Origin of the sequence: Pseudorhodobacter turbinis (assembly GCF_005234135.1) — a bacterium.
Lineage (GTDB): Bacteria > Pseudomonadota > Alphaproteobacteria > Rhodobacterales > Rhodobacteraceae > Pseudorhodobacter > Pseudorhodobacter turbinis.
In genome coordinates, this window is the sequence record NZ_CP039964.1 from 230,878 (window position 1) to 253,838 (window position 22,961).

At 53.9% G+C, this 22,961-nt stretch carries 15 protein-coding genes, 1 tRNA gene and 3 pseudogenes; 9 read left to right on the top strand and 10 right to left on the bottom strand.

Going from position 1 to position 22,961, the window contains the following annotated elements; genetic code table 11:
• Positions 1-15: 15 nt before the first annotated feature.
• A complete protein-coding gene (locus tag EOK75_RS00975) occupies positions 16-630 on the top strand; it encodes a hypothetical protein (protein WP_137192200.1) in 615 nt (204 codons plus the stop codon).
• Positions 631-670: 40 nt separating this feature from the next.
• Here the strand turns inward: EOK75_RS00975 and EOK75_RS00980 are convergent, their stop codons facing one another.
• The 5 genes from EOK75_RS00980 to EOK75_RS01000 form a co-directional block, all read right to left on the bottom strand.
• The gene (locus EOK75_RS00980; RefSeq protein ID WP_137192201.1) at positions 671-1,795 is read right to left on the bottom strand and encodes a patatin-like phospholipase family protein; all 1,125 of its coding nucleotides are present in this window, start codon (positions 1,793-1,795) and stop codon (positions 671-673) included.
• Positions 1,796-1,860: 65 nt separating this feature from the next.
• Positions 1,861-3,033, bottom strand: coding sequence for a YHYH protein (locus tag EOK75_RS00985; protein WP_137192202.1), 1,173 nt, complete (start codon positions 3,031-3,033; stop codon positions 1,861-1,863).
• A 492-nt stretch (positions 3,034-3,525) separates the two neighbouring features.
• Positions 3,526-3,921 (bottom strand): hypothetical protein, encoded by a 396-nt coding sequence (locus tag EOK75_RS00990; RefSeq protein WP_137192203.1) that lies wholly within the window; start codon positions 3,919-3,921, stop codon positions 3,526-3,528.
• Positions 3,922-4,075: 154 nt separating this feature from the next.
• Complete coding sequence (locus EOK75_RS00995; protein WP_137192204.1) at positions 4,076-4,756, bottom strand: response regulator; 681 nt, start codon at positions 4,754-4,756, stop codon at positions 4,076-4,078.
• A complete protein-coding gene (locus EOK75_RS01000) occupies positions 4,753-6,210 on the bottom strand; it encodes an ATP-binding protein (protein ID WP_137192205.1) in 1,458 nt (485 codons plus the stop codon). The genes EOK75_RS00995 and EOK75_RS01000 overlap by 4 nt, the downstream gene beginning before the upstream one ends.
• Before the next feature lie 1,048 nt (positions 6,211-7,258).
• Between EOK75_RS01000 and EOK75_RS01005 the strand changes: the two genes are divergently transcribed.
• Positions 7,259-8,743 (top strand): ABC transporter substrate-binding protein, encoded by a 1,485-nt coding sequence (locus EOK75_RS01005; RefSeq protein WP_276612526.1) that lies wholly within the window; start codon positions 7,259-7,261, stop codon positions 8,741-8,743.
• 31 nt (positions 8,744-8,774) lie between these two features.
• Here EOK75_RS01005 and EOK75_RS01010 read toward each other — a convergent pair whose 3' ends face one another.
• Positions 8,775-9,353 (bottom strand): cupin domain-containing protein, encoded by a 579-nt coding sequence (locus EOK75_RS01010; RefSeq protein WP_137192207.1) that lies wholly within the window; start codon positions 9,351-9,353, stop codon positions 8,775-8,777.
• Positions 9,354-9,494: 141 nt separating this feature from the next.
• Between EOK75_RS01010 and gabT the strand changes: the two genes are divergently transcribed.
• Positions 9,495-10,790 (top strand): 4-aminobutyrate--2-oxoglutarate transaminase, encoded by a 1,296-nt coding sequence (gene gabT / locus EOK75_RS01015; RefSeq protein ID WP_137192208.1) that lies wholly within the window; start codon positions 9,495-9,497, stop codon positions 10,788-10,790.
• A 1,019-nt stretch (positions 10,791-11,809) separates the two neighbouring features.
• A pseudogene (locus EOK75_RS21740) lies at positions 11,810-12,487 on the top strand (transposase family protein).
• Positions 12,488-12,944: 457 nt separating this feature from the next.
• On the opposite strand, the gene EOK75_RS01020 reads toward EOK75_RS21740, so the two are convergent.
• Both EOK75_RS01020 and EOK75_RS01025 read right to left on the bottom strand, forming a co-directional pair.
• The gene (locus EOK75_RS01020) at positions 12,945-13,442 is read right to left on the bottom strand and encodes a chemotaxis protein CheD (protein WP_137192209.1); all 498 of its coding nucleotides are present in this window, start codon (positions 13,440-13,442) and stop codon (positions 12,945-12,947) included.
• A 174-nt stretch (positions 13,443-13,616) separates the two neighbouring features.
• On the bottom strand, positions 13,617-13,883 hold the full coding sequence (locus EOK75_RS01025; protein ID WP_137192210.1) for a hypothetical protein: 267 nt from the start codon (positions 13,881-13,883) through the stop codon (positions 13,617-13,619).
• Positions 13,884-14,307: 424 nt separating this feature from the next.
• Between EOK75_RS01025 and EOK75_RS01030 the strand changes: the two genes are divergently transcribed.
• Both EOK75_RS01030 and EOK75_RS01035 read left to right on the top strand, forming a co-directional pair.
• Positions 14,308-14,397 (top strand) — tRNA-Ser (locus tag EOK75_RS01030).
• Positions 14,398-14,719: 322 nt separating this feature from the next.
• Positions 14,720-15,430 (top strand): site-specific integrase, encoded by a 711-nt coding sequence (locus EOK75_RS01035; RefSeq protein WP_137192211.1) that lies wholly within the window; start codon positions 14,720-14,722, stop codon positions 15,428-15,430.
• A 165-nt stretch (positions 15,431-15,595) separates the two neighbouring features.
• Here EOK75_RS01035 and EOK75_RS01040 read toward each other — a convergent pair whose 3' ends face one another.
• Positions 15,596-17,923 (bottom strand): hypothetical protein, encoded by a 2,328-nt coding sequence (locus EOK75_RS01040; protein WP_137192212.1) that lies wholly within the window; start codon positions 17,921-17,923, stop codon positions 15,596-15,598.
• Positions 17,924-19,044: 1,121 nt separating this feature from the next.
• Positions 19,045-19,229, bottom strand: a pseudogene (locus EOK75_RS21745) (transposase); the annotation flags it as partial.
• A 202-nt stretch (positions 19,230-19,431) separates the two neighbouring features.
• Between EOK75_RS21745 and EOK75_RS01055 the strand changes: the two are divergent.
• The 3 genes and pseudogenes from EOK75_RS01055 to EOK75_RS01065 all read left to right on the top strand — a co-directional run.
• Complete coding sequence (locus tag EOK75_RS01055; RefSeq protein WP_168199105.1) at positions 19,432-21,606, top strand: hypothetical protein; 2,175 nt, start codon at positions 19,432-19,434, stop codon at positions 21,604-21,606.
• Between the two features lie 51 nt (positions 21,607-21,657).
• Positions 21,658-22,521 (top strand): hypothetical protein, encoded by an 864-nt coding sequence (locus tag EOK75_RS01060; RefSeq protein ID WP_137192214.1) that lies wholly within the window; start codon positions 21,658-21,660, stop codon positions 22,519-22,521.
• A gap of 21 nt (positions 22,522-22,542) precedes the next feature.
• Positions 22,543-22,807, top strand: a pseudogene (locus tag EOK75_RS01065) (hypothetical protein); the annotation flags it as partial.
• Positions 22,808-22,961 lie beyond the last annotated feature (154 nt).

Here is a 22,961-nt window from a genome sequence, read left to right on the forward strand (position 1 = left end):
CAAAGGAATGATCATATGATCACCAGAATAATTCTCGCCACCGCCTTGTCCCTGACAGGTGCCACTTTCGCTGCGGCACAAGACGCCGACATGAGCTTTTTCATCACCAGCGTGAACCCCGGCAACGGTGCCGATCTGGGCGGGCTGGAAGGCGCGGATGCCTATTGTGGCACGCTTGCCGAAGCGGCAGGTGTGAGCGGTAAAACATGGGCGGCCTATCTGTCATCGAGCGCCGAGAACGCGCGTGACCGGATTGGCACCGGCCCGTGGATGAACGCAAACGGTGTCGTCGTGGCGCAGAGCGTGGATGACCTGCACAGCGATGCAAATAACCTGACCAAAGAGACCGCAGTCTCTGAGACAGGTGCCGTGATCAGCGGCCGTGGCGATACGCCAAACCGCCATGACATTCTGACCGGCTCCGATCTGATGGGCAATCTGGTTGGCAACTCCTGTGAAGACTGGTCCACCAGCGGTGAAGGCTCTGCCATGGTCGGGCACCACGACCGCACCGGCGGCGGCGACAATCCAACGGCATGGAACTCGGCCCACGGCTCACGCGGATGTGGCATGGAAGCGTTGCAAGGCACCGGCGGCGACGGCCTGTTCTATTGCTTCGCAACCAACTGATCTCAATATCACGGGCAGGCTCAGGTCTGCCCGTGACCTCTCAACTATGCGACCAGAGAGTCTGGCTCTGCGCGCGGGCGAGTCCGTGCTGATACAGTGCATTCATATAGGTTGAGGAAAACCGATCTGACGGGTCATAGACAACCCCTGATGTCGGGCTGATAGATGCCACCGAAAACTTGAGCCCTTGCTCGCGTGCAAAAAGTTGCGTTGCGTTCACCTGAAGCGAGGCACTTGCCCGCCCCGTTGTGGTGAGCGCCTGTTGCGAGATGCTCAACGCTGACCGCGCAACGGTTGATGGCGCAGGATTGAGCGTGTTGTTGATCAGCACATAAATATGTCCGCCTGCCAGCTTCTGATCGGGGGTCGTGAAGGCAAAGCTCGGGACTGCCAAAAACTGCATGTGAACGCCGCCGTCGATATGGGTTTCCGTATAGGTTTTGCCGTCCGCGACATAGCTCAGGCTCACGGGCGGAAAGAGGCCCGGCAAGGCGGCGGAGGCGCGCATGATACCGCGGAACAGATCGTAGTGTCCTGCTTGCGCAATGGCACCCATATCCCAGACCGATGCCCGTGCGCTATCCAGCTCGGAGGTCACAACCAGAAGCCGGTTCCCAGCCGCATGCCGCGCGGCAACGGCTCGAAGAAAAGAAGGCGGTGTGTTTTCAGCAATCAACGCCGCAAGAGGGGCGGTGTCATAAAGGGCGTTGCTGAAGACTGCTTGAAAAGGCCGCATCCGCATGATGTCGTCTGCATCAGTTTGTGTAAATACACGGGTCAAGGCCTCGTCATGCTCCTGCCCCATAAACGCAAAAGGCGCGATCAGGGCACCTGTGGAAATGCCGGTGACCAGATCAAAATCAGGCCTGTCGCTGCGCTGTGACCAGCCGACAAGCGCGCCATCCTCGCCCCCGCCTGATAGGGCCAGAACATTGGGGCCCGCAGGTAAGGATGAGGATTGCGACGTATCCATATGTTTCAGCCAAACGTCAGGCCCATCGTCGGCAAACAAGCGAAACTGCGACAACGGATCAGTACCGGTTGGAACAGGACGCGCTAAAGGTGCTTGTGAGCCGCCCCCGCAAGCCGACAAAGCTGTCGCTGCGAAGCCCGTCAAAAATGCGCGACGCCCCATGGTGCCGGTGGCACGATAAATTCGGTTCATTTCTTATTCCTGTGGAAAGACCGAGCAAACAGGCTTGCTCGGCAAGTTGTTTACAGTCTGAGGGCTCAGCGGTTCGGCGGTGGCGGGAGGGCCGCACGCAATGCGTCTTCGGTGATACCCAACTTTTCGGCTGCAACCGCCATATCTGGCGGGCCGGCTTGTGGGTCACCCAACGCTTGCATCAGCGCATCAGGTGTCACACCAAGCGCCTCAGCCGCTACTTCAAAACCGGGGGGCATTTGCCCCGATGCGCCGCCACCCGGCCGTGGTGGTTCATTACGCCCACCCAGACCTGCCCGTGTCGCACCCACGCCAGCCGTTGCTGTGGTTGAGAAGTTGTGCATGGCCTGCACACCAACCAGACAGGCGGGCAAGTTCGGAAAGTCATCGGTCGCGTGATAGTGGTAGGTCTCGCCCGCAGGTGTCGCCCCGATATGACCGTTGCATGTATCAAGGCCGGTCACAGCTGCGCCATCCGCTTCACGGCTGCCAAACATCGCAAACCCGTCGAAAGCATAGCCGAACAGGGCCGCACTATTCTGTTCCAAAGCGCAATCTGCATCGACGCCTTCTTTCTCATAGACCGTCTCAATGTCTGTTGACGTGGCGTGCCAATGATACCAGCCACCGGGATCGATATGGCCACCGCAGGTATCAAGTGCTGGCATATGTCCGGTCGCTTGAACGCTGGGCGCATCGGAAAAGATCGGCACACCGTCAAGCGCCACACCAACTTTGGACACAGTGCCCAGCCTCGTGGGACTGTCCGCCATCATCGGGGTGGCAGGCAGCAGCATGGTAATCTCTACGCTTTCATCGGGCGAGACGTTGATGCAGGCGTGGTCGACTGCCGGTTGTTCCGTCGCTATGTCAACAATATGAATTGTCCCGTCGTCGTCAAAGAAGCGGTAGCCCAAATCATCAAGCATCTTGAGGAACGCGCCGTCCACACGGTAGAGCTTGGCGTTCTCTCCAGTCCATTCCCAAACACCCCCTGCACCCTCCATAGTTGCGGGGCAAAACGGCCCGATCTCCAGACCTTCAGGAAGATAATTGACCGTGATCTTGTAGCAGGTCGATGCTGTGCCGTTCTCCAGCGTGCAATCCACTGTTACGGGCTGTTCAGCAAAAGCTGTATCGGAAAACTCTTCGATATCGGGATGAGCAAGTGCCATTTGCGCAAAGCCGAGCGCCCCGAGCATTACCACGCTCGGCCAGACGAGGGTTGAACGTTTCATTAGAAGTATCCTTTTCGGAAGAAAATAAATGGAAATTCGGCGAGCTTTACTGTGTAGAGATGTGGTTGCTGTGGGCCTCGTGGAACACGAGTCGCCCGGCCACCCTGAAAGCTAAGGCCATAGAAAATGCGCCTCCAGGAGTTTTGGGTGCTCTATGTTTCATACATCACTCGGACCGTTGTCGCCCGACAGACCCGCGACAGCTGGCCCGCCGCCTTCAAGCGCATTATCCCTCAACGCGCCCGAGAGCTTGGCCCGAGATTGTTACGCCGGACTACCCCGCCTGCATTGTTCTCAGCCCCATCTAAGGGAGTAGCCTGAGCATGCGCTTCGGTCGGGAACGGCGTCGCGTTAAGGGCAGAAGGGAATGTGTCTTTCCGGCCATCTGAAAGCGAGACAGCCGAGGCGAACAGAAATACGGGCAGCTTCAGGAGATAATCCATATGCTTTCCTTTCGAGGTGTTTTCAACAAGTTGGATTTGGCGGCGCAGATCAGCCTTTTTTCGGCGGATTTGCAGGAACACAGGCGAGAGGAACATTGGCTTCGGGCGACATACATTTGCCCTGAACTGCTTCACCGTTGCGACCCGAGAATTCACATGCTGACTGCGGGTTCACATTTGCACAGGCCTCAAGGGCTTCACGTGGCGGGCGCTTGCTTTGACCCGAGGGCGCAGATTGTGCAATCGTGAAGCCCTTATCCGTTACGTCAAGATTTTCAGCGTGGACCGAGGAAATGGCCAAAGCACTAATGACCACGACAGAAAGGATCAGCGATAGTTGATAAAACTTTTTGCCTTCGGTTTTTGGGACGCTCGATCTGTAAATCGGGATTTTGCGATTTGCCGCGGATTTTGCACGGATCGCTTTGAATTTTTCGAGTAGCATTTTGGTTCTCCTGTTTGGGCGTTGATTCGCCTCTTACAGGTTCGTTTTGCGCCTTCTTTGAGGAGCGAATTTGCAGCAATTATGCAGTGAAAATGCAGAGCGTAAAAAAACGCACGCTGTCCCATTTTTGGCTCAATTAGAATTGTGTTAAAGCCTATCCGTCGTAGGCATACCCCACACCATAAACCGAGCGAATGGGGTCCCATGCGCTAACCAGTGCAATTTTACGGCGCATGTTGCGGATATGGCTGTCGACTGTGCGGTCAAAAACCTCTGTGTCATCAGGAAAAGCCAGCGACAGAAGCTGATCCCGCGAGAAGACGCGTCCCGGCCGCGCAGCCAGCGATTGCAGTAACGTAAATTCCCGCCGCGTCAGATCAAGCGGGGTGCCATCAAGCGTGGCTTGCCAGCTATCCCCGTCAATCACGAGGCGGGTATCCGTGACGGGCGTTTGCGACTGCTCCCCCGTGGGCCGTCGTCGCAGGACCGCTCTGACCCGCGCGACCAACTCACGCGGCGAATAAGGTTTGCACATGTAGTCGTCGGCCCCCATCTCCAGCCCCAGCAAGCGGTCGATTTCTTCAACTTTGGCTGTGGTCATGATGATCGGCACATCGGAGGTCTTTCGCACTTCGCGGCAGATGGTCAGGCCATCCACACCGGGCAGCATCAGATCAAGGATTATAAGGTCGTAGTTTCCGGCATGGGCCATCTCCACGGCACCTGTTCCCTCACCCAGCATCTCGATGCTCATGCCCTCGGCCAGCAGGTAGTCCCGCACAACTTCGGCAAGCGTGATTTCATCCTCTACAATTAATATGCGTGGCGTCGTCATGCAGTCCCTTTCGGCAGGTGTATGGCGATTTGAAGCCCGCCCATATCAGAGTGTCCGGCGGAAATCGTGCCGCCATGAGCCTCAACGATGGCCTTACAGACCGAAAGCCCCAATCCGGACCCTCCATAGGCGCGCGACCTTGATCCTTCCACACGGAAAAAGCGATCGAAAAACCTGTGCAAATCGCTCGCAGGGGCAGCGGGTGGCGTATCATCGACGGTGAGGAGCGCTCCGCCTTCATCCTCGTGCAAACTTACGCGCACGCGGCCCGGACCATCCGTATAACGGGCCGCGTTTTCAAGCAGATTGTCGATGACCTGACCGATCTGCCCGCGATCACAAGGCACCATCAGCTTTGACGGCAAGTCGAGGTCCAACTCGATCCTTTTGGCAGTCAACTTCGGTCGTGCCATCTCCGCAGCTTCGCGTGCCATCTGCGACAGATTTTCCTGAATAAGATACGTCGTCTGCTCTGCTTCACGCGCATAGGACAGGGTTTTTATATCCTGCACCAAACGCGAAAGCCGCATCAGCGCGGCATGCATTTCAGTCAGTGTCTTCTCATCCGGCTGGCGTATCCCGTCCTGCAGCGCTTCGATCTGCGCGCGCAGCACCGCGAGGGGGGTCTGCAACTCGTGACTTGTGTTTGAAATCCACTCCCGCTCGGTTTTAGCCGTCTGCTCCAGCGTCGCGGCCAAGGTGTTGTAGTGGCCAATCAGCTGCCCCAACTCGTCGGTGCGATCCTGTCTGATCCTCGCAGCATAATTCCCCGAAGCCATCGTTTTCGCACCGGTTTCCAGCCGCCTGATCGGCCCCAGCAGCTGACGCGCAATAATGTAGGCGGCAATAGCGGAAATCGCGATTGCGATCAAAGCGGACAGCGCGAGAGAAAGATACTGGCCGCGCAAGAAGAAGGCATCGCTCTCGTTTCCCTGCGCAACCGGTGCGTTCAAACCGATGTAACCGAGAAGCCCTGTCCCAGTGCAATCATTCTGCGCACAAACAGGACGGCGTTCGTACCGCGCCGAGCGATTGATGTCGCCTAAAATCAGCATGCCACCTGATTCCAGAAGCACAAGCCGCTTTTCCAGCATCCCGTATTCACCCCCCGCGCCAAAGGGCGGCGGAGGCGTGGGCCTCGGTCCCGGAGTAGAACCAGGCGGTGGCGCAGGTCGGCCGCCCATCTCCGGACCCGGGCGCGGAACATGGGCGCGCACAAAATCATTCCAGTGTTGTGGGTCATTCGCAAATTCCGGCCACCCACTCGGATGTGCGTCAGCGAGCGCATCCACTAATTCATCGAACCGCGCCAGTTCCCCCTTGAGCAGATAGGTCGCAAATCCATCACGCATCCAGACCGCAACCGTCAGCGCCATTACTATGACGACCAGAACAGCGGTTGCTGCGATTGCAGTGAAGATTTTCGCGAACAACGACTTACGGATTTGTTTCATTTCGCAGATATGGCACGGAATTGTGCAGATAGGGTGCAGAATTATACAAATTTGATCAGTTTGAGCCAGAGAGCGATTGCTACAGTAGCAAACTGTTATTCATCTCGTGGTATCAATAGATATTTCTGGTCGATGAGACATTCGTCATGCGCAGGGCGATAGATGGCTCTGTAAAGCTTGAGTATCGGCCATTGATGCCTCAAAAATGCATCACACAACCTCAACCATGCCAAGCGAACTTCTTATACATTGCTGCCATTCAGACAGATTCACAGCATAAGGTAGAATGGGCTCCAAGCGGACTTGCGGCAATGCCGCGCGTGTTTTTTGCGCCAAATGCCCTGCCACCGGCCTGTACGATCACACCGGATAACTGCTATCTGCGCATAGCTGACCTTGATGGTTGGTGCAGGATGGTTGGTTAGGCTTTCGCGGTCTTGAATGACCGCTTTCACCAATCTGCAGTAAGATGTGAGCAGGTGCAGCGAAGGTCCGCAACCTGATCATTGTCTTCCCCGATAACAATACCGACGGCGTTCGGAACGCACCTCCTCGAGACATTTGACGATGCTACGACAGCGACCGGCGATTGTTTTGCGGTTGGCGGCGTCCATAGGCCAACACCAGAAGCAATCGGAGCAGGGCACGGGAAATTTCCAAGGTCAGTGGAACACTACTGGGCCGAGTATAGCCCTGAATTGTCAAATTCAGACCGACACCCCAAAACGCTCGTTGGCTACGTTCATAATGCACAGAAAATGATATGTGCCTCCAAAGACACTGCTGGCGGAATTGCTCATCTCACAACAGGGCTTCAGCGACTTACGCGACAAATCGGGCATGGGCGGATGCGTCGGGCGCGCTCACCCCGTGGTCGATGGCTGTGAAGCCCGAACTAATGGTCACTGACAACGGCCCGGCCTTTAAGTCAGAGGCGTTCACCAATTGCTGTCTCGATCTGCGTGTCGCAACATTACGAACACATGCAGGTGTTCCCGGCATGCGCGGGACGGGTGAACGTATTTTTGGCACATTGAGCACAGATTTAATGCCGCGACTGGTGGGGCGCACCTTCTCGAATTCTATTGAGCGAGGGGATTATAAGTCCGAGGACAGAGCTTGTCTGGATGCAGAAGACGTTGCTTTCGTCTTGGTGCGTTGGGTTGTTGATATATATCACAACTCGCCGCACGAGGGTCTTGGTGGTCGCACCCCGCTGGAACAATGGGACGCTGATATTGAAGACGGGAACTACCCTCTGAGCGGGCTGCCAGATGTTGCCTCTAAGCGCCTTGCGTTCGGTAAGCGCCTCAAGTGTAAAGTCTCGCAGGAAGGCATCGTCGTAATGGGGGTCCAGTATCAGAGCCCGGAGCTCGGAATGTACTTTATGGGGATGGACACGAAGATCGTCGAAGTCCGCTGGGATCCTGAGAACCTTGGCGTAATCAGCGTCTATCTGGAGGGAATATGGCAGGTAGTGCCGTCCGTGTATGACCGTTTTGTCGGAATGCATTTCCATGACTGGACGAAAGTGCGCCGGGCGCTTCGTGCAAAGTCAGCCTCCCGTACCCGCACCCAGCGCGCCGATAGCGCCACCGCGGGGCTTGATGTGCTTGATCAAGGGGCTGAAATGATCGTGGTTTCTTGTGACTATGATTTTGGCGCACCGGCCGCGCTGGCGGCAGAGGGCGAAGGCATGATCAGCTTTTTCCTGTGTGCCGAGGATGTGAAGGCGGGGATTCAAGGCGTTGGCCCGAACAGTTTTTCGTCATCGGTGCTGGCGCCGGTTCAGGGGGCGACCATGGCCGAATGGGCCTATACCAAACGTGATGCCCGCCGCGCATTCGTGTTGGAGGATACCTATATCGAATATAACAAGGGCATTTGCACCGGTTTTGACTGGATGTTCCTGCAGCTTGAGGGTGCGCAAATCGTCGGCACCGATACGTTTAAAAACGATGATGCCTCCATCGCCAGCCAGATCACACGGATCAAATCCTTGGAGGAGGAACCCGATGTCATCATGCTGTGTTCGGTCATGCCGGGTGCCGCAGCCGCGGTGCGCCAGATCCGTGCCTCTGGCATCAACTCATTGATCTTGAATGGTTCTGCGGTAGATGGCTCTTACTGGCTGGATGCCATGCCAGGCCTTTCGGGGTTTGTCGTGCCGGTGCAGGGCTCGATCTATGGCGATGATCCGCGCCCCGAGGTAGAGGCGTTCAACGCGGCATATGAGTCCAAAACCGGCGCGCGGCCTGCCAGCCAATATGCCTATCCGGGTTATATTCTGATCGACCTTTGGGCCAAGGCGGTGGAGCGTGCGCAGACGGTTGACGGGGCCACAGTGACCGCCGAGCTGGAAAAGATGCGCGATGAGACGACCATCTTTGGTCCGCGCAGCTTTACCGCGTCCCTGCATCATCAAGATACGGCATTGATGCAGATCATCGAGATCACTGATGGCACGCCTGCACGGGTTGATGAATGGACCATCTCAAAGCCGGTTCCGCTTGATGTCTTGATGGGGCGGTAAAATACTGGGGCGTGCGGAATCCGCGCGCCCTTCACAAATAGGGCGGTGTGCAGGCCGATACGACAATCGCCTCACAGTCGCCGATATTGCGAAAGCGGTGCGGTGCGGTGGATTCAAACAAAAAACTGTCGCCCGCTTTCAAAATCGCAGTTTCTTCCCCAACGGTTACCTCGATTTCCCCGGCAATAACCACGCCCCCCTCATGTGAGACATGCTCCAGCATCTGCTCGCCGGTATCGGCGCCGGGTTCATAGCGTTCATAGAGGATCTGCAAGTTATGCGCCTTTGCATCCCCGATTTGCTGCAAGGTAATTTTGCCGCGCGGGTCGTCCAATGTAGAGTAAAGCCGGGTTGTCAAATCGCGCAGGTCTTGGGGTTTGAAAAACACGGATTGGGTGTCCGGCGCATCGGGTTCAAAAAACTCTGACATGCTGACATTCAGGCCGCCCAATATCTTGCGCAAGGATGACACCGAGGGGCTGGAGCGATTGGTTTCGATCATCGATATCTGCCCATGCGGCACGCCCGATGCCTCGGCAAGCTGGCGTTGAGAGAGGGATGCATCCTGCCGCATCTCCCTAAGTCTTTGACCTACATCAAAATTTTGCATGGTGTCCCTGCATTTTTCTTTCTTTTAGCTCTTGGCACGCCTGCGCACAATCCTTGGTGGTTTTGTGCGAGCTGTTACGAAAAGCTTGCGCAGTATATTGCGCAATGTTAGAGAAATATAGGTTTAATTCCGGAGGCTACCATGACTGAATCTGCCCGCCTTTCTGCCCGTAAATCCGAAGCTGTTGCGCGCGGCGTTGCGACGCGTGGTATCTATGCCACTCGTGCCGAAAACGCCGAGCTGTGGGATGCCGAGGGTCGTCGCTTTATCGACTTTGCATCAGGCATTGCGGTGAACAACACCGGCCACCGCCACCCCAAAGTCATGGCCGCCGTGGCCGCGCAGGCAGAGGCTTTTACCCACACCTGCTTCCACGTCGCCCCGTATGAGGGCTATATTGCCCTCGCCGAGCGGTTGAATGCTGCGACGCCCGGTGATTTTGCCAAGAAGACCATGTTGGTAACGACCGGTGCCGAAGCGGTTGAGAATGCGGTCAAGATGGCGCGGGCCTTTACTGGCCGTTCTGGCATTGTTGCATTCTCGGGCGCGTTTCATGGCCGTACGTTGTTGGGTATGGCCCTGACCGGTAAGGTCGCACCCTACAAGAAAGGCTTTGGCGCGATGCCACCCGAAGTCGTTCATGCGCCTTTCCCGAACCCGATGCACGGCGTGTCAGTGGACGAAGCCATCAGTCATTTGAAGCGGCTGTTCGCCTCCTCGGTAGATCCAGAGCGGGTCGCGGCGATCATTATCGAGCCTGTGCAGGGCGAGGGTGGCTTTACCATCGCGCCGTTCGATTTCCTGCGCGAGCTGCGTACGATTTGTGATGAGCATGGTATTGTTCTTATCGCGGATGAGGTTCAGGCTGGTATGGCCCGCACGGGGCGGATGTTCGGATTTGACCATTCGGGCGTGGCACCCGATCTGGTAACAATGGCCAAAGGGCTTGCGGGTGGTTTCCCGCTTTCGGCGGTGACGGGTCGCGCCGATATCGTCGATGCGCCAAACCCCGGCGGTATGGGCGGGACCTATGCGGGCAACCCCTTGGCCGTTGCCGCGGCCCATGCGGTGCTGGATGTGATCAAGGAAGAAGACCTTTGCGCGCGTGCCGATGAAATCGGCGAAGTGATCCGCGCCCGCCTGACCCAGATTGCCGCACGGCAGGGGATGGAATGCATTGGTGATGTACGTGGTTTGGGCGCTATGAACGCGTTTGAGCTGGTGACGGATCGCGACTCAAACGCTCCGGACGCCGCATTGACGGCTGCAATCGTGGCCGAGGCCGAGGCGCGCGGGTTGATCTTGTTATCCTGTGGCACGCGCTACAATGTCATTCGCCTGCTGCCACCACTGACCATTCCGATGGATCATCTGCAAGAGGCGCTGGATATTATCGAGGCGTCGATTGAAGCCGCTGTTATGACCCAAGCAGGCTGACTCTTCTTATCTCTATCGCCCCCCCTTTGCCGAATGGGCGGGGGGGGGGTCTTGTGGAGCTTGGTCCCTGAACGTGCCTGTTTGCGAGTGGCGCGATTGGTGTTTTCGTCCTGCTATGGCTGCCATTGTACCTGATTTCTTGGGATTCCATATCAGGGCGCTCTGCTACCCGATGTTGGATCGCCGGAAGCTGGATTTTTTTCGGCTGTTTCCCGATGATGGGCTGGTGATTCCATCGGGACAATGTATTGCGATCGGGACGTTGTATCCGATCTCACTGTGGGGTCTGTCTTTGTTGTCGTGCATACGCCAATCTTCTAGGTTTGCAGGACGTCCGCAAGACTTATGAACGAATGGGCGTTCAGCCCCCGGTTCGGCGCTTCGAATTGAACGCTTCAATAGGGCCTTTTTCGATTCGTATCGTGTTTGGGTTGCCGATCAGCCCAAAAACCCGTTCAAGCGTTTGCAGAAAACTTCACCGCGACAACTGAAGCGCGGGACAAAGGCGGGAGTGCGTATCGACAATGGCCTGCCTGCTCAATGTGAGCTGGTCGTGGGCAAAGTCCATCGAGCCCGTCGCCCGGCGGCACATGCCCTCTCCCGGGCAGAAAAGCTGAGCAAAGAACGCCGACATTAGGCGATCCAGTTTTTAGGGCGCCGAGCAACAAAAGGACGGGCACACGGGGGCTCGGTTCATGGGCGAACAGATTATTTGATTATTAAAGAGCAGGGTTTGAGTGCCAGATAAATGATCCGGGGGATCGTTTGCGGCGAGCAACAGCGAGAAGACGGCAGATGTATGTCGGCGGCACGCAATCCATTGGCCGGAAGGTGAATGCGCAGCAGCCACCGATAATTGCACCTGTCGCGGTTTGATACAGCTTTGTTAATTGCCTTTTCTGTGTCTGGCGTCAGTTTTTTCGGCAGCACAGGCGGCGCAAGCCAGGCTAAGGCCCCACTAGTTTTGAGTCAGCTCGGAATTTACGGCTCCGAAAAAGCAGCAGTGGCATGTATGATCCCTGCTGGCGGACCGTGGTACAGATAACGTCGTTGGGCCTTGTTTCCCGAAGTCCCGCAGCATGCCTCGTATCTATAGCGGCGCAATATCCGTCAGTCACAATGGCGTGCGGTGGTGTGGGGCGGTGAAAGAAGGTGGCCGTACAAAAGGCCATGCATTCGTTGGAAGCTGTAGGGCGATAAGGGAATTTTGCGAAGATGATGGCCGACCTGGCTGCTCGGTACGGCGAGGAAAAGGCAGTGATGATCAATGCGAGTTACCTGTAGATTGGCCCCGCCGCGCTCAGTACAGGCGAAAAAACAGACGTTGTCGCCTGATCCCCGCATCAAGGGCGGCATGAATGATAAGCTGAAGGTGGTCTGCGGGAGCAAGGGGCGCTCGTTCGATCTGTTCGTCTCTGCCGGGGCAGGCGGACTGCTCTGCAGCTTGCGGGATCTCGATTGGCGGCTTGATCGGGGCTGGACACCGATTGCTTCCGAGAAGCGTTGTAAGACAGGAGATACGCGGCAGGCCCCTAGCCGGAAGCAGCTAAGAACACCGGCGAAATATGGTAGGCGCCGCAACCGCATCGAGAGAAAGTTTGGAAGGCTCAAGGGCTGGCCGCGTGTCGCAAGTAGATACGACCGGGGTTGTCTTCTCCGTTATAGTACTCGCCAAAATTATTATATATTGGTTATGAGATGTCGTAACAGGACCTGCGTTGCACACTGCCGGTTGGTCCGCTGTCCGGCAGGGTATTGCGCAGCAATGCCCGAGAGGGGGAATGCACCTGAACTTTGGTCTTTGGTTTGCGGCGCCAGACGGCCATGAGCAGGGCTTGTAACGGCAGGTCCGTGTAGGTGCGGCCTTGCATAGACCACGGGACGCGGTTCCGGTGATGCCGTGCTCAGGACTGATTCCGATCGTATCGAGCACGCCAATGAGATGGGCACATCGGAATTGCATTTGGGCCAACATCATGTTGGCAGCCATCGCGCTGATCACGGACCGACGCATGCACCCAGGTCGATCTCAGGAGAAGGCTACCGATCAGGAGAGCGGATCAATTGTTCAAAGGATGAGACCGCAGCCTAGCGGCGCTTTCGGCATGCGCAAAACCGCTTGACAGGAACGACCCCGTTACCGAAGTCCTGACCCTAGGCGCCGGGGGATGGTAGATTCACATCGTTTTCGAAGACCGTAGCTTCACTTGTGGTCGGATGAAAACGAACACGCCGTACCACGTTTCGACCGATATCTTGAGCTACAATCTCTACATTGAGGTCTCGCAGTAATTGTTCTGCACTGATTGCGTTGTCTTTGCCTATGTCGCGCCGCCCTTCATGCAGCTTTGCGCCGCCATACAGCCTAGCCTTCAACCGAGAAATATCGCCACCTTTGTCCAATACCTGTTGTAGTAGGGCCTGTATTGCGACACCGCTAAATCGTGTATCGTCACCGCCTTGAGCAAACATGCAATGCGCCATTCCGCCCAGTTCCAGCCGCGGATCTGACAGGCAGATGACTAAGCCCACTCCGACAAGGGCAGTGTAAGTTACATTAGGGTCGTCTGTTACGCCAATCTGACCTTGCACAATATGCAGAACCTGAATCGGCGCTCTGTGCATCTGCCGGTCACTGATCACTGCGTCCATTGGAACTTTCCTTTTCCCGTTCTGCAAGATTTTGCCTCTACAACCTTAATTTCAGGTAAATTATCTGAGGTGGTCCCTGAAACTGGACAATGGCGTAAGGTCTAATTTCCTGCCTGCTGATCTTCACGACGAAGGAGATCGAAGATGTCGAAACGAAAGCAACATACCCCTGAGCTAAAGACGAAAGTAACGATGATCAGCCAATGGAAACGTGCATTGTTGGATGGCGCGTCCGGTGTTTTTGAACGGGGTAGCCGCAAAGCGCCGGTGATAATGATAGATGAAGATCAGGTCCGGGATTCGCACGCCGAAACCGTGGGGTAAGCCCGCGAATGCCATGCGTTCGAGAGAGCGGGCGCACGCGGTGGCCAACTCTTTTTTGGAAAGAAAGCTCAAGCCCTGGGGCGGGAAGTGATGCGCGGTATGATCGAACGCGACCATCCGGACCTGTCCGTCGGCCAGCAGTGTGCTCTGCTATCGATTCCGCAATCGTCGTTCTACTACGCTCCGCACGGTGAGACGGAGCAGAACTTCGCGCTGATGCGGATAATTGATGCGCAGTTGGCGGGACCGTGGCCCCGATGAGACCGCGTAAGCCCGGAAACGACCATGCGGTGAACCGACGGACCGCGCCGGTGTCCGCAACTGGATGGAGTTCTATAATAACCGCTGCCCGCACAAGGCACTTCGCGGCCGACTACCAGCAGTGGTCTACTCACCGCAAATCGAGGTCACTAAACCGATCTGCAGGAGCAAAGAAGAGCCTGAAAAGCGCGCGGTCCTGTCCAGAAAATGGGGAGTAGCTCAATATTTGTTCCGCTTCAGCCTTGAAATCCCTTATAAGCGTGATATGTCGCGAGCTCTAGGATGGGTGGCCGAGTGGTTTAAGGCTCTAGTCTTGAAAACTAGCGTGCGGGGAACCGTACCGTGGGTTCGAATCCCACCCCATCCGCCATAAATTTTTACGTAATAATTTATTTTACCTAATGTAAACAGAGACCTACTGCTGTTTGCGGCTCTCTTCGGCCTCCGGGGCGCTTGAAGTGCTACACGTTTCGCTACACATATTGCTACGCGACATTGATGTGGGAGAGACGATTTTGACACTTATGCGCAGGGGAAAGATGTTGTGGCTCCGCAAACGGGTTCCTGTCCGATATTCCTGTGTTGAAGGCAGAAAAGAGGTTTGGTTAAGCCTGCATACAGATTCCGAGACTATTGCCATGTAAAAAGCTAGTTTAATATGGGATGAGCAGATTGAAGCTTGGGAGGCCCGCTTGGCTGGCGATACGGTGCTGGCATCCCAAAGATTTGACGCGGCTCAAAAGCTTGCTCAAATCCGCGGCTATCGGTATTTGACCGCGGAGCATGTTGCTAAGCTGCCGCGCGAAGACCTTCTTTCAAGAATTGAAACCGTAGAGGCGCAGCGCTCGGAGCCTCAAGAGGCTGCCGCCTTGCTTGGAGGCGTGACACCGCCTGCGATCACAGTTGAGGGTGCGCTAGAGCTGTACTGGGGCTTTTCTCGCGACAAGATACAGGGCAAAAGCAAGGATCAAATTCGGCGCTGGAGAAACCCGATCAAAAAGGCTGTCAGTAATTTTATCGGTGTTGTTGGCGACAAGCCAATCGCTGAGATCACTGGCGATGATATGCTGGATTTTCGCGAATGGTGGATGGACAAGATCGAAAACGAGGAGTTGACGCCGAACAGTGCGAACAAAGACCTAATCCATTTAGGAAGCGTGCTGAAAAGCGTGAACAAGCTGAAGCGACTTGGCCTCGTTTTGCCACTGTCAGATCTGAGCATCAAAGAAAAGGTCGCAGCGCCCAGGCCGCCGTTTTCAAGAGATTGGATCATGGAAAAGCTCTTGGCTCCGGGGGCACTTGACGGGCTGAACGATCAAGCGAGAGCTATCTTCTTGGTGATGGTCAACACTGGCGCAAGGCCGAGTGAACTTGCGGCGTTAGCACACCATCCTGGCAGCTAATTCTTTCACCGGAAATTTTTGACCAATAAAATTATGGTCTCTGAATTTGCGTATCCATTTTTTCGTCTCCACCACCAAGGAGATGAACAATGGATGGTTCGCACTTTGAGACACGTTACCCTCGGGGCGCTTCTGCAGCGTTTCATTGCCCGGCGATGAGTTTAGTTAAAAGCGAGCGAAGCTTTTACCGCGTTGCCAGAGCCCCTCCAACCTGCCCTTGGTGCCGTCAAGAGGCCCTGGTTTATGCGAAAGAGTGTTTTGGAGCTGACGTCGTGCCCGTAACACATCTGGGCTTGCGGGGTTTGCTCGAGCGGCTAAGATATCAAGGCACATTGCCTCAATGACTGTTTTCACGTGTGAATCGAAATTAATAAGATCTTCTGATGCCGCGACCGCATCATCGGCTGCGCGCTGATCCAACCATGTGGTAAGGTCATCTGGCAGCCTGCGGCTGGGCCTAAAGACGCTGTCGCGTCGATGAACGAGTAGTGCTATCCGCGCCTTTAAATCGCGCTGTGTGACATCCCTCAACGCCTCTGATGCCGCGAACATCTCGTCATACCACGCCTTATTGATCTTGCCGTCGATCATGGCCTTTGCGCCATCCAGCCCGAACAAGGTCGACGCACCCATGATCGGCCCTAAAATCAAAGCCCCCGCTGGTCCGATCGTCACAAGCCCCAAAATGGCTCCAGCCTTACTGCCGACCGTCACAAGAGTGCCCCGCAAGGCGGTATCGACAACAAGCCAGGCTGGCAAAGCACCGGCCGGTATCTCGCCTTTCAAAACGGCAACGGCACCACGGATTGCTCCTGCTCCGATTGCAGTGGCCATCGCATCGATAGATGCCAGCTCAATCCCCGCTGCAACAGAACTAGCCGTTATGTCCTCAACGATGCCAAGCTCAAACCCTTCGAGTGCTGTCACCAGTTCCGCCCAAGGCTGGTCCGAGATCAGCCCCACAAGCTCCGCATTCGCAATGACAGGGATGTCAGGGTATTTTTCAAAATGTTCGCTTAGTAAGGAAAGCCCTTCGCCGCACTTCACTTGAACCTCTTGCCCATCCACAATCAGATCAAATCCGGGGTTGGCGCTGCTGTCTGGCAAGGTGACGTGATGGCCTTTGGCGAGGAGGTTCCCAAGCACCATCTGTTCGGCCGTGAACCCTCTTAGCGCGATATCAGCGCCGTGAACCGCAAACTCTGTCGCATGTGTTGCAAATTCAATTTGATTGGAAAGATCAGCTGTCCGCCAAAAATCTGCCGCAGCGAGCACTCTCGGGTCGATGGACATTGCATGATACAGCATCTCTGCCGCGGTCAGGCCGACAATGGCCTCGGTCTCGCCTGAAGACGTGTTGTGAATCGAAATTTCTGGCGCCGTGCCCCAGTTCTCCGGTTCACGTCCTGGTGCATCGGGCATTCTGCGCCCGATTTCCGCTTCCACGCGTGCCGTCAGGGATTTCATCGCAGTCCACTCGGGCATCTTCAAATGCTCGGGCTTGCGTTGGCCCGCTGCACTCAAATGCCGGAAGGCAGTGCTGGAGCGCCCCAGCCCAGCACTGGGATCGGCAAGCCCGCGCATCGCGAGGAGAACCACAATGCTCGCTGAGATCTGGGCTTTGATTGTTTTATTTAGGTGATTTCCGCCAAATCCACCCAAGGCAACCAAGCCAGCCACAATCGTGACAGGATTCACCAACACGGCCAGCAATGAGACAACTGCGGGGCCACCCATGAATGGGATGAAGGCTGAAGCCTGCGCGGCAAGAATATACGGGGCAAACCCAGCACCGTTTACAGCCGCCGCCAACCCGACCCAACCGCCGGCAGCGGCAATGCCGGCCCAGGCCTGCTGTCCGCCTTTTTGCATGGCCCGCGCGATGTCGGGATCAAACTCGCCTTGATTTTCGCCCACGTCAATCGTGTCGAGCATAGAAGCCAACTGCCGGGCAACGATCTCAGGAAAAGAAAGAGGCGGGGATGACTGCCAAACAGACTTGGGGTCGTTATATATTGCGCGCATCTTATCTTCGATACGTCCGCGGTAATTGTCGCGTCCGGCATCTTTCCTGCGCTGTAGCTCATCCGTTGCGCGCATGTTTGGTGACAAGACCTGCGACGCCATCACCCCGAAAGCGGCCGCAGCTTGGGATAATCTTCGCTCCGAAAGTGGTAAAGGGCTGCGTGCGCCTAGGCCATTTGCAAGGCCATGCCAAAGCCTGTGTCGCAAGACATCGTCGGGGATATCCGAATTTTGGATTTTCGCAGCAGCAGACTGAACTCGCGCCGCAGCGCTTTCAATTTCAGCCCCAATCCGTTGAAGTAAGTCAGCACCTACGCCGACTGCCACGCCTGCTAGACTCACCGTTTCAAGTAAAGCGCATAACCCAGCCAGCTCCTCCCTTGAGGCAAGGCCTAGCCCTGACGCGATTAAGTGAGGATGCATTGAAGACGACGACGGGGAAGAGGGAGGTAATGCTTTCATAAGCATACCATAGGCATCTTGCGCTTCACTTAAAGCACAATCGATCTAAGCGCCCATCCGATTGTTGTCGTTCATAATTGCTCGGTGTTTTGGCTTAATTGTAACCAAAGGTTGCGCGAAGGATGAAAAGCAGGATAATATTGTTATGTAGATAAACGAATTAGAAAAGTGCCGATAGGGACATGTAAGAGTATGCTTTTAGATTCAAAAAAAACTGCGCTCCAGCTGAGTAGAGACGCAGAACAAATGTCCGTTGTTTTACGCACGATTCAATCCTTTCCTCGCGGCCGAACCACTGAAGAGTTGCATGCTCTGTTAGCTTCCGTTTCCTGTGGCGTCTCGACCTGTGCCGACGGGGCCGTATTCTGGCTCGATTGTGATTCCTGAGATGTCGAGGAAGGCGTTTGCTCTGATACAGCAGGCTTTGGTGACCCCAGTAGCCACGAGGCCAAAGAATTTATCAGCATAAGGAAGTTCCATTCGTAAAGGCGCCCACCCTTGAGGTGACATTCTATACGCCATCGAGGCGGCGCGCCTTCACTTTTCAGAAAGATTAGTAAAGGCTCGTTATCCATCTTTGTTGCAAAGCGCAGCTGCGGCCCCACAAGCAGGGGCGCCCTGACAGCCTGTTCAGACGTCCGTTTACCCTGCATATGGCCAACCCAGCCTACACATAGCGGGGCATCTCGATTTTTGACTCGTTTCGCGACCGTAGAGCGGCAAGTTTCACCTGAAGCGCGCAACAGTCGGTCAGCTGACGGGCTACTGCGTAGGAGCGGATTATACACGGCGCATTTCAGGGGGTATGTCATGCGGCACAGCATGACTTGCATCTTTGTCCGGCCTTTTTTCATGCGTAACTGGCCGAACCGGCGCATGTTGTAGGCGAGGTTCTTCTTCCCGATCTTGGCCTTGGCCTGCAGCGAGGTCCGGCTGCTGATTGCCTGTCTCGCATATGAGATCATGTACATCGCACGCCGTGCCATGGCAACGCGGACGGGCTCGAGCCTGCGCCGGCTGCGCGAGCGGGTGCTGCGCGCCGGCGCACGCCTGGTGATCTCGGTGCGCAGGATGGTGCTGGCACTCTCCTCGGCGGTCTTCCGGATCGGGTATCCGACTGACGTCATGCGACGCAGAGGAAGCCTGAACAGAACCTTGATCGACAGATATAATTGTATGGCCGCATCGGAAAACACCGCTGACCGTCCGGTTCGCCTATCACGCGGCGCAAGCTAGGTCATGTCCTTGTAGACCCAGCTCAGCAAGACCCTCGCTTCCGCAGCGATGCGTTGTAGCTGAGCCAATTCCTGATGCGATGGCGGGCCGGAGATGACTTGCTCGTGCGGCGTCTCTAACGGTGTGGATTTGCAAAGCGCATCTTTTATAAGTCGAATTCTGCAAATTCTACTAAATTCGGGTTTAATAAATGTATTACTATAATGTATTTTGATTCCGATAAGTTTACCGGTATTATGAAATTCTATTATTACTTAGACATTACATCGGAGCGTGATATGTCAGATCGCTTTTCAATCGATCATTTCGAAACTGCAATTGCGATAACAGATGATCATTTCGGCGTAGTGTTGAAATCTTCTGCTATTCCTCAAGTTGTGAACGGTGCGCGAGATTGGCAAATTCTGGATAAAGTAATTACTGAAAGTGGTGCGTCATCAATTCGCTTCCCAGGAGGAACAGAGGGATGGCGTGATTTTGACTTTACCGACAGAAGTGATATCATCAACCTCCAAGCAGTGATCGACTACTGCGCAAAAAATGGATTGTCTTTACAATTCACTGCAAGCCTTAGACAGTTCTTTATAGAGCCCGAAGATTCAGATGAAGATGGCGCACTTAATATGAGCGAGGAGCAAGAAATTGCTTTAAGAAATTTCATCGAGGTCGACTTGCTGGATTATGCGCAAGGTAAGGGTGTCGATGTTTTAAATATACAGTTGGACAATGAGCCACTTCATAGAGATTTAGATGGAGAGTTTTTAAATCATAGAGAGTATAGCTCTCTTGCAAATACGTACGCAGCGATCGTTGGACCAATAATTAAAAGTCATCAGCAAAACCCAAACCTTATAGTTGTTTCGGCTGCCAGCGAAGGTCGATTTAATGGAGATGGTGAGGCCGTTTATGGTGGTGCCTGGGGAATTAGGGCCATTATTAACGGTTTTATAAATGAAGACGGCGCCTCCTATATTGACGGTATTGACCTTCACGCAGGTGACGTCACTCTTCACCCCGAGTATGAAGACATATTCGGCACCGACTCAGATTCCTCTTCATTTTATGGTGCAAGTTTATATGACGGCCTGAACTGGCAAATAGAAAACTGGAAGCGAGACACCACATTAACAGAAACTGGTATAGGCAGTTTAGAATTTCATGTTTCCGCATGGTCATTACCACAGGCCAATGAAGGTGGAGGATCACTACGAAATGCCGGAATTTCGATCCTTCAAATGCATTCATATTCAGCCGTAGGGATATCATCAGCCACAAATTACACTCTATTGGGTGGAGATGCAAATGCACTGTTCTCTTTCTCTGGAATAGAGCGGGCAGGAGGTGCTATCTTTGGGATGATGGCGAACTCTTTGAAAGGGTTAACGGCAGTCAATCTCGAGCCTAATATTAGCAATCAAGAACGTGCAGCTTCTAGCTCGTTAATTGAGGGTTTTTTAGGCAGTAATGAATTGGTTGTATATGTGATAAATAGGACTGAAGACAAATTAAAGTCAAGCTTAGATTTCAATGACTTAATCAACGAACTGCCGCAATTCATAAATGGCATATCTTCTATCTCTGGGGCTATTCTTGGTGTGGCAAAAGGTGATGATCCAACAAACGCGTATGCAGAAGCGCAAGTGCGAGATTGGGGGGTTGATTCTAAAAATTTCGATGGGTTGACTGCATCTTTTGAATTAGGTGCATATGAAATCATGGAGTTCAAGATAACGCACAACGAGTTAAATTTACCAATCTCTTTTGATATAGGTGAAGACATCTCGCACCCTTCACTTTTTGTAAATACGACTGGTAGTTCCATCGGTGGATTTAACGATGATACTTTTTTAATGGGCGGAGGGTCCGGATTCATCGATGGCGGCGGTGGGACGGACACCCTATCTTTCCTTAATGCTCCAGAAGGCGTAATTATTTGGGGGGAAGGATATGTGGAAGTGGGCCTTACTGTCATTGAATTCACTAATTTTGAGAAGGTGCAGGGGTCAATTTTCTCGGACAGAATAGTAATTGATGGTGACAATATTCAGTTTTTTGGAGAGGGCGGGGATGACATTTTAGATCATAGATCTGGATCTAGAAACGTATTAAATGGCGGCATGGGAAATGATACGTTTATATTTTATGATAGCGCCGACGTCTCTGTATTCGGTGGTGAAGGAGATGATGAATTCGTATTTTTTGGTTCACTGAGCAACGTAGATATTTTGCCCGAGAATCGTGTTTTGTTTAATTACTCGCAGGGAGATGGCAGTGATGTCATTCGGGGGTTTGATGAAAACATAGATAGAATTATTTTCGACGGGTTAAAGTCAAGTGATATATCGGTTTATGAACGGGGCATGGATACGGTCATTCAGTCAGATGAAGTTGATATTATAACTCTGACGGGACACTTTTCAGATTCTCTTTATAGCGCCTTTGATTTTGTATGATTAAATACCACCATGCTCAATGGAGCGTATACCCGCCTAAGGAAATTTGAAATGGAATTACTGGTGCTTTCATTGTTAGGGTTCAGCCTGGCATCATCTCTATTGTTAACTGATGGCGGGCGAGAAGGTGAAGGCAACCGTGATGAAGATGAAGATGAAGATGAAGATAGCATTCCTGTAGATGTAAATATGTTTAATCTATCTGAAACCCCTTCAGGTCTAATGTCAGATTTTGAAGAAGGTATTGCAACTGACCTCGATGTAAACGCATCAAATGACATTGTTGGCTGTATAGGAACCGTGGAAGAGAGTAGTTTGTCGAACGAGGAAGACTTGATAACCCTAGACGGAAATGAGGGGGGGATACCATCCGGTAATGTAGATTACTCTGCAAATGACAGCAAATTTTTCGAAGATGATGACACTAACTCACTCGAATTTTCAAGACACCTTGATAATGAAGAGTTCATTTTAGATATACCTGAAACCACTAAAGGCTTTCTCCACCAAATTGATGTTGAGGTGGAGTATGACTATGAAGCTGGAGGCGCCGCTTCTAGCGAAGAAAGTACCGTGAACCGTCAATTTAGTTTCTATGTTTTGTCTGGTAATGAGGCGCTGCCAGAACCTGATATTAGTGTAAAAAATATTTATGATTTAAGAAGTCATGTAGACTTTGGCGATCTGCCGTTCGATGATTCTAGGGTAGTAGCGGCGCTCGATTTAGGAGGTAGCAGAGTCAGTGTTTTTGAAACGGTTGATGATTTTCGTTCTACGGATTCTCAAGAATTCTTGAGCATTGTTACACGTGAGTTTATAACAGATTGGTCCCCTAACTCTGTTACAATAAATCGCGAAGTGGCTTCCGTCCAGCATATATCCATCAAGTTTGATGGAGAGGTGCGCGACTATTGACTTTTGAACTGAGGTTTCTCTGAGCGCGAGGTAATGACCGGCATTGGTCCTGTGCCCGTGAAGGTGCCGCGCGTGCGGGATTGGGGCGCTAACGACGACAAGATCACCTTCACGCCCAGCATCTTGCCGCGTTATCCATTGCCCGGCAGTCGCTGCTTGCAGCGATGAGAGGGTGCGCAAAGCGAAACCGGTCGAAGAGTTGTTGCCGTGGCTTTACCTCAAGGGCGTGTTTACGGGCGATTTTACCGAAGCGCTGGACGCGCTGCTGGGCCCGAATGCCAAGGGTCCGCCAAGACCGTCACGCGCCTGATGTCCACCTCGACCCGCTCAATCAGCGGCGACAGTGTTTTCATGGCGCGGCCGCACCCGCCGAACAGCGTGCTTTCAGGAATGTCGGCACCCATATACGGTAACCACACCATTGCTACCGCCTGCCGCGT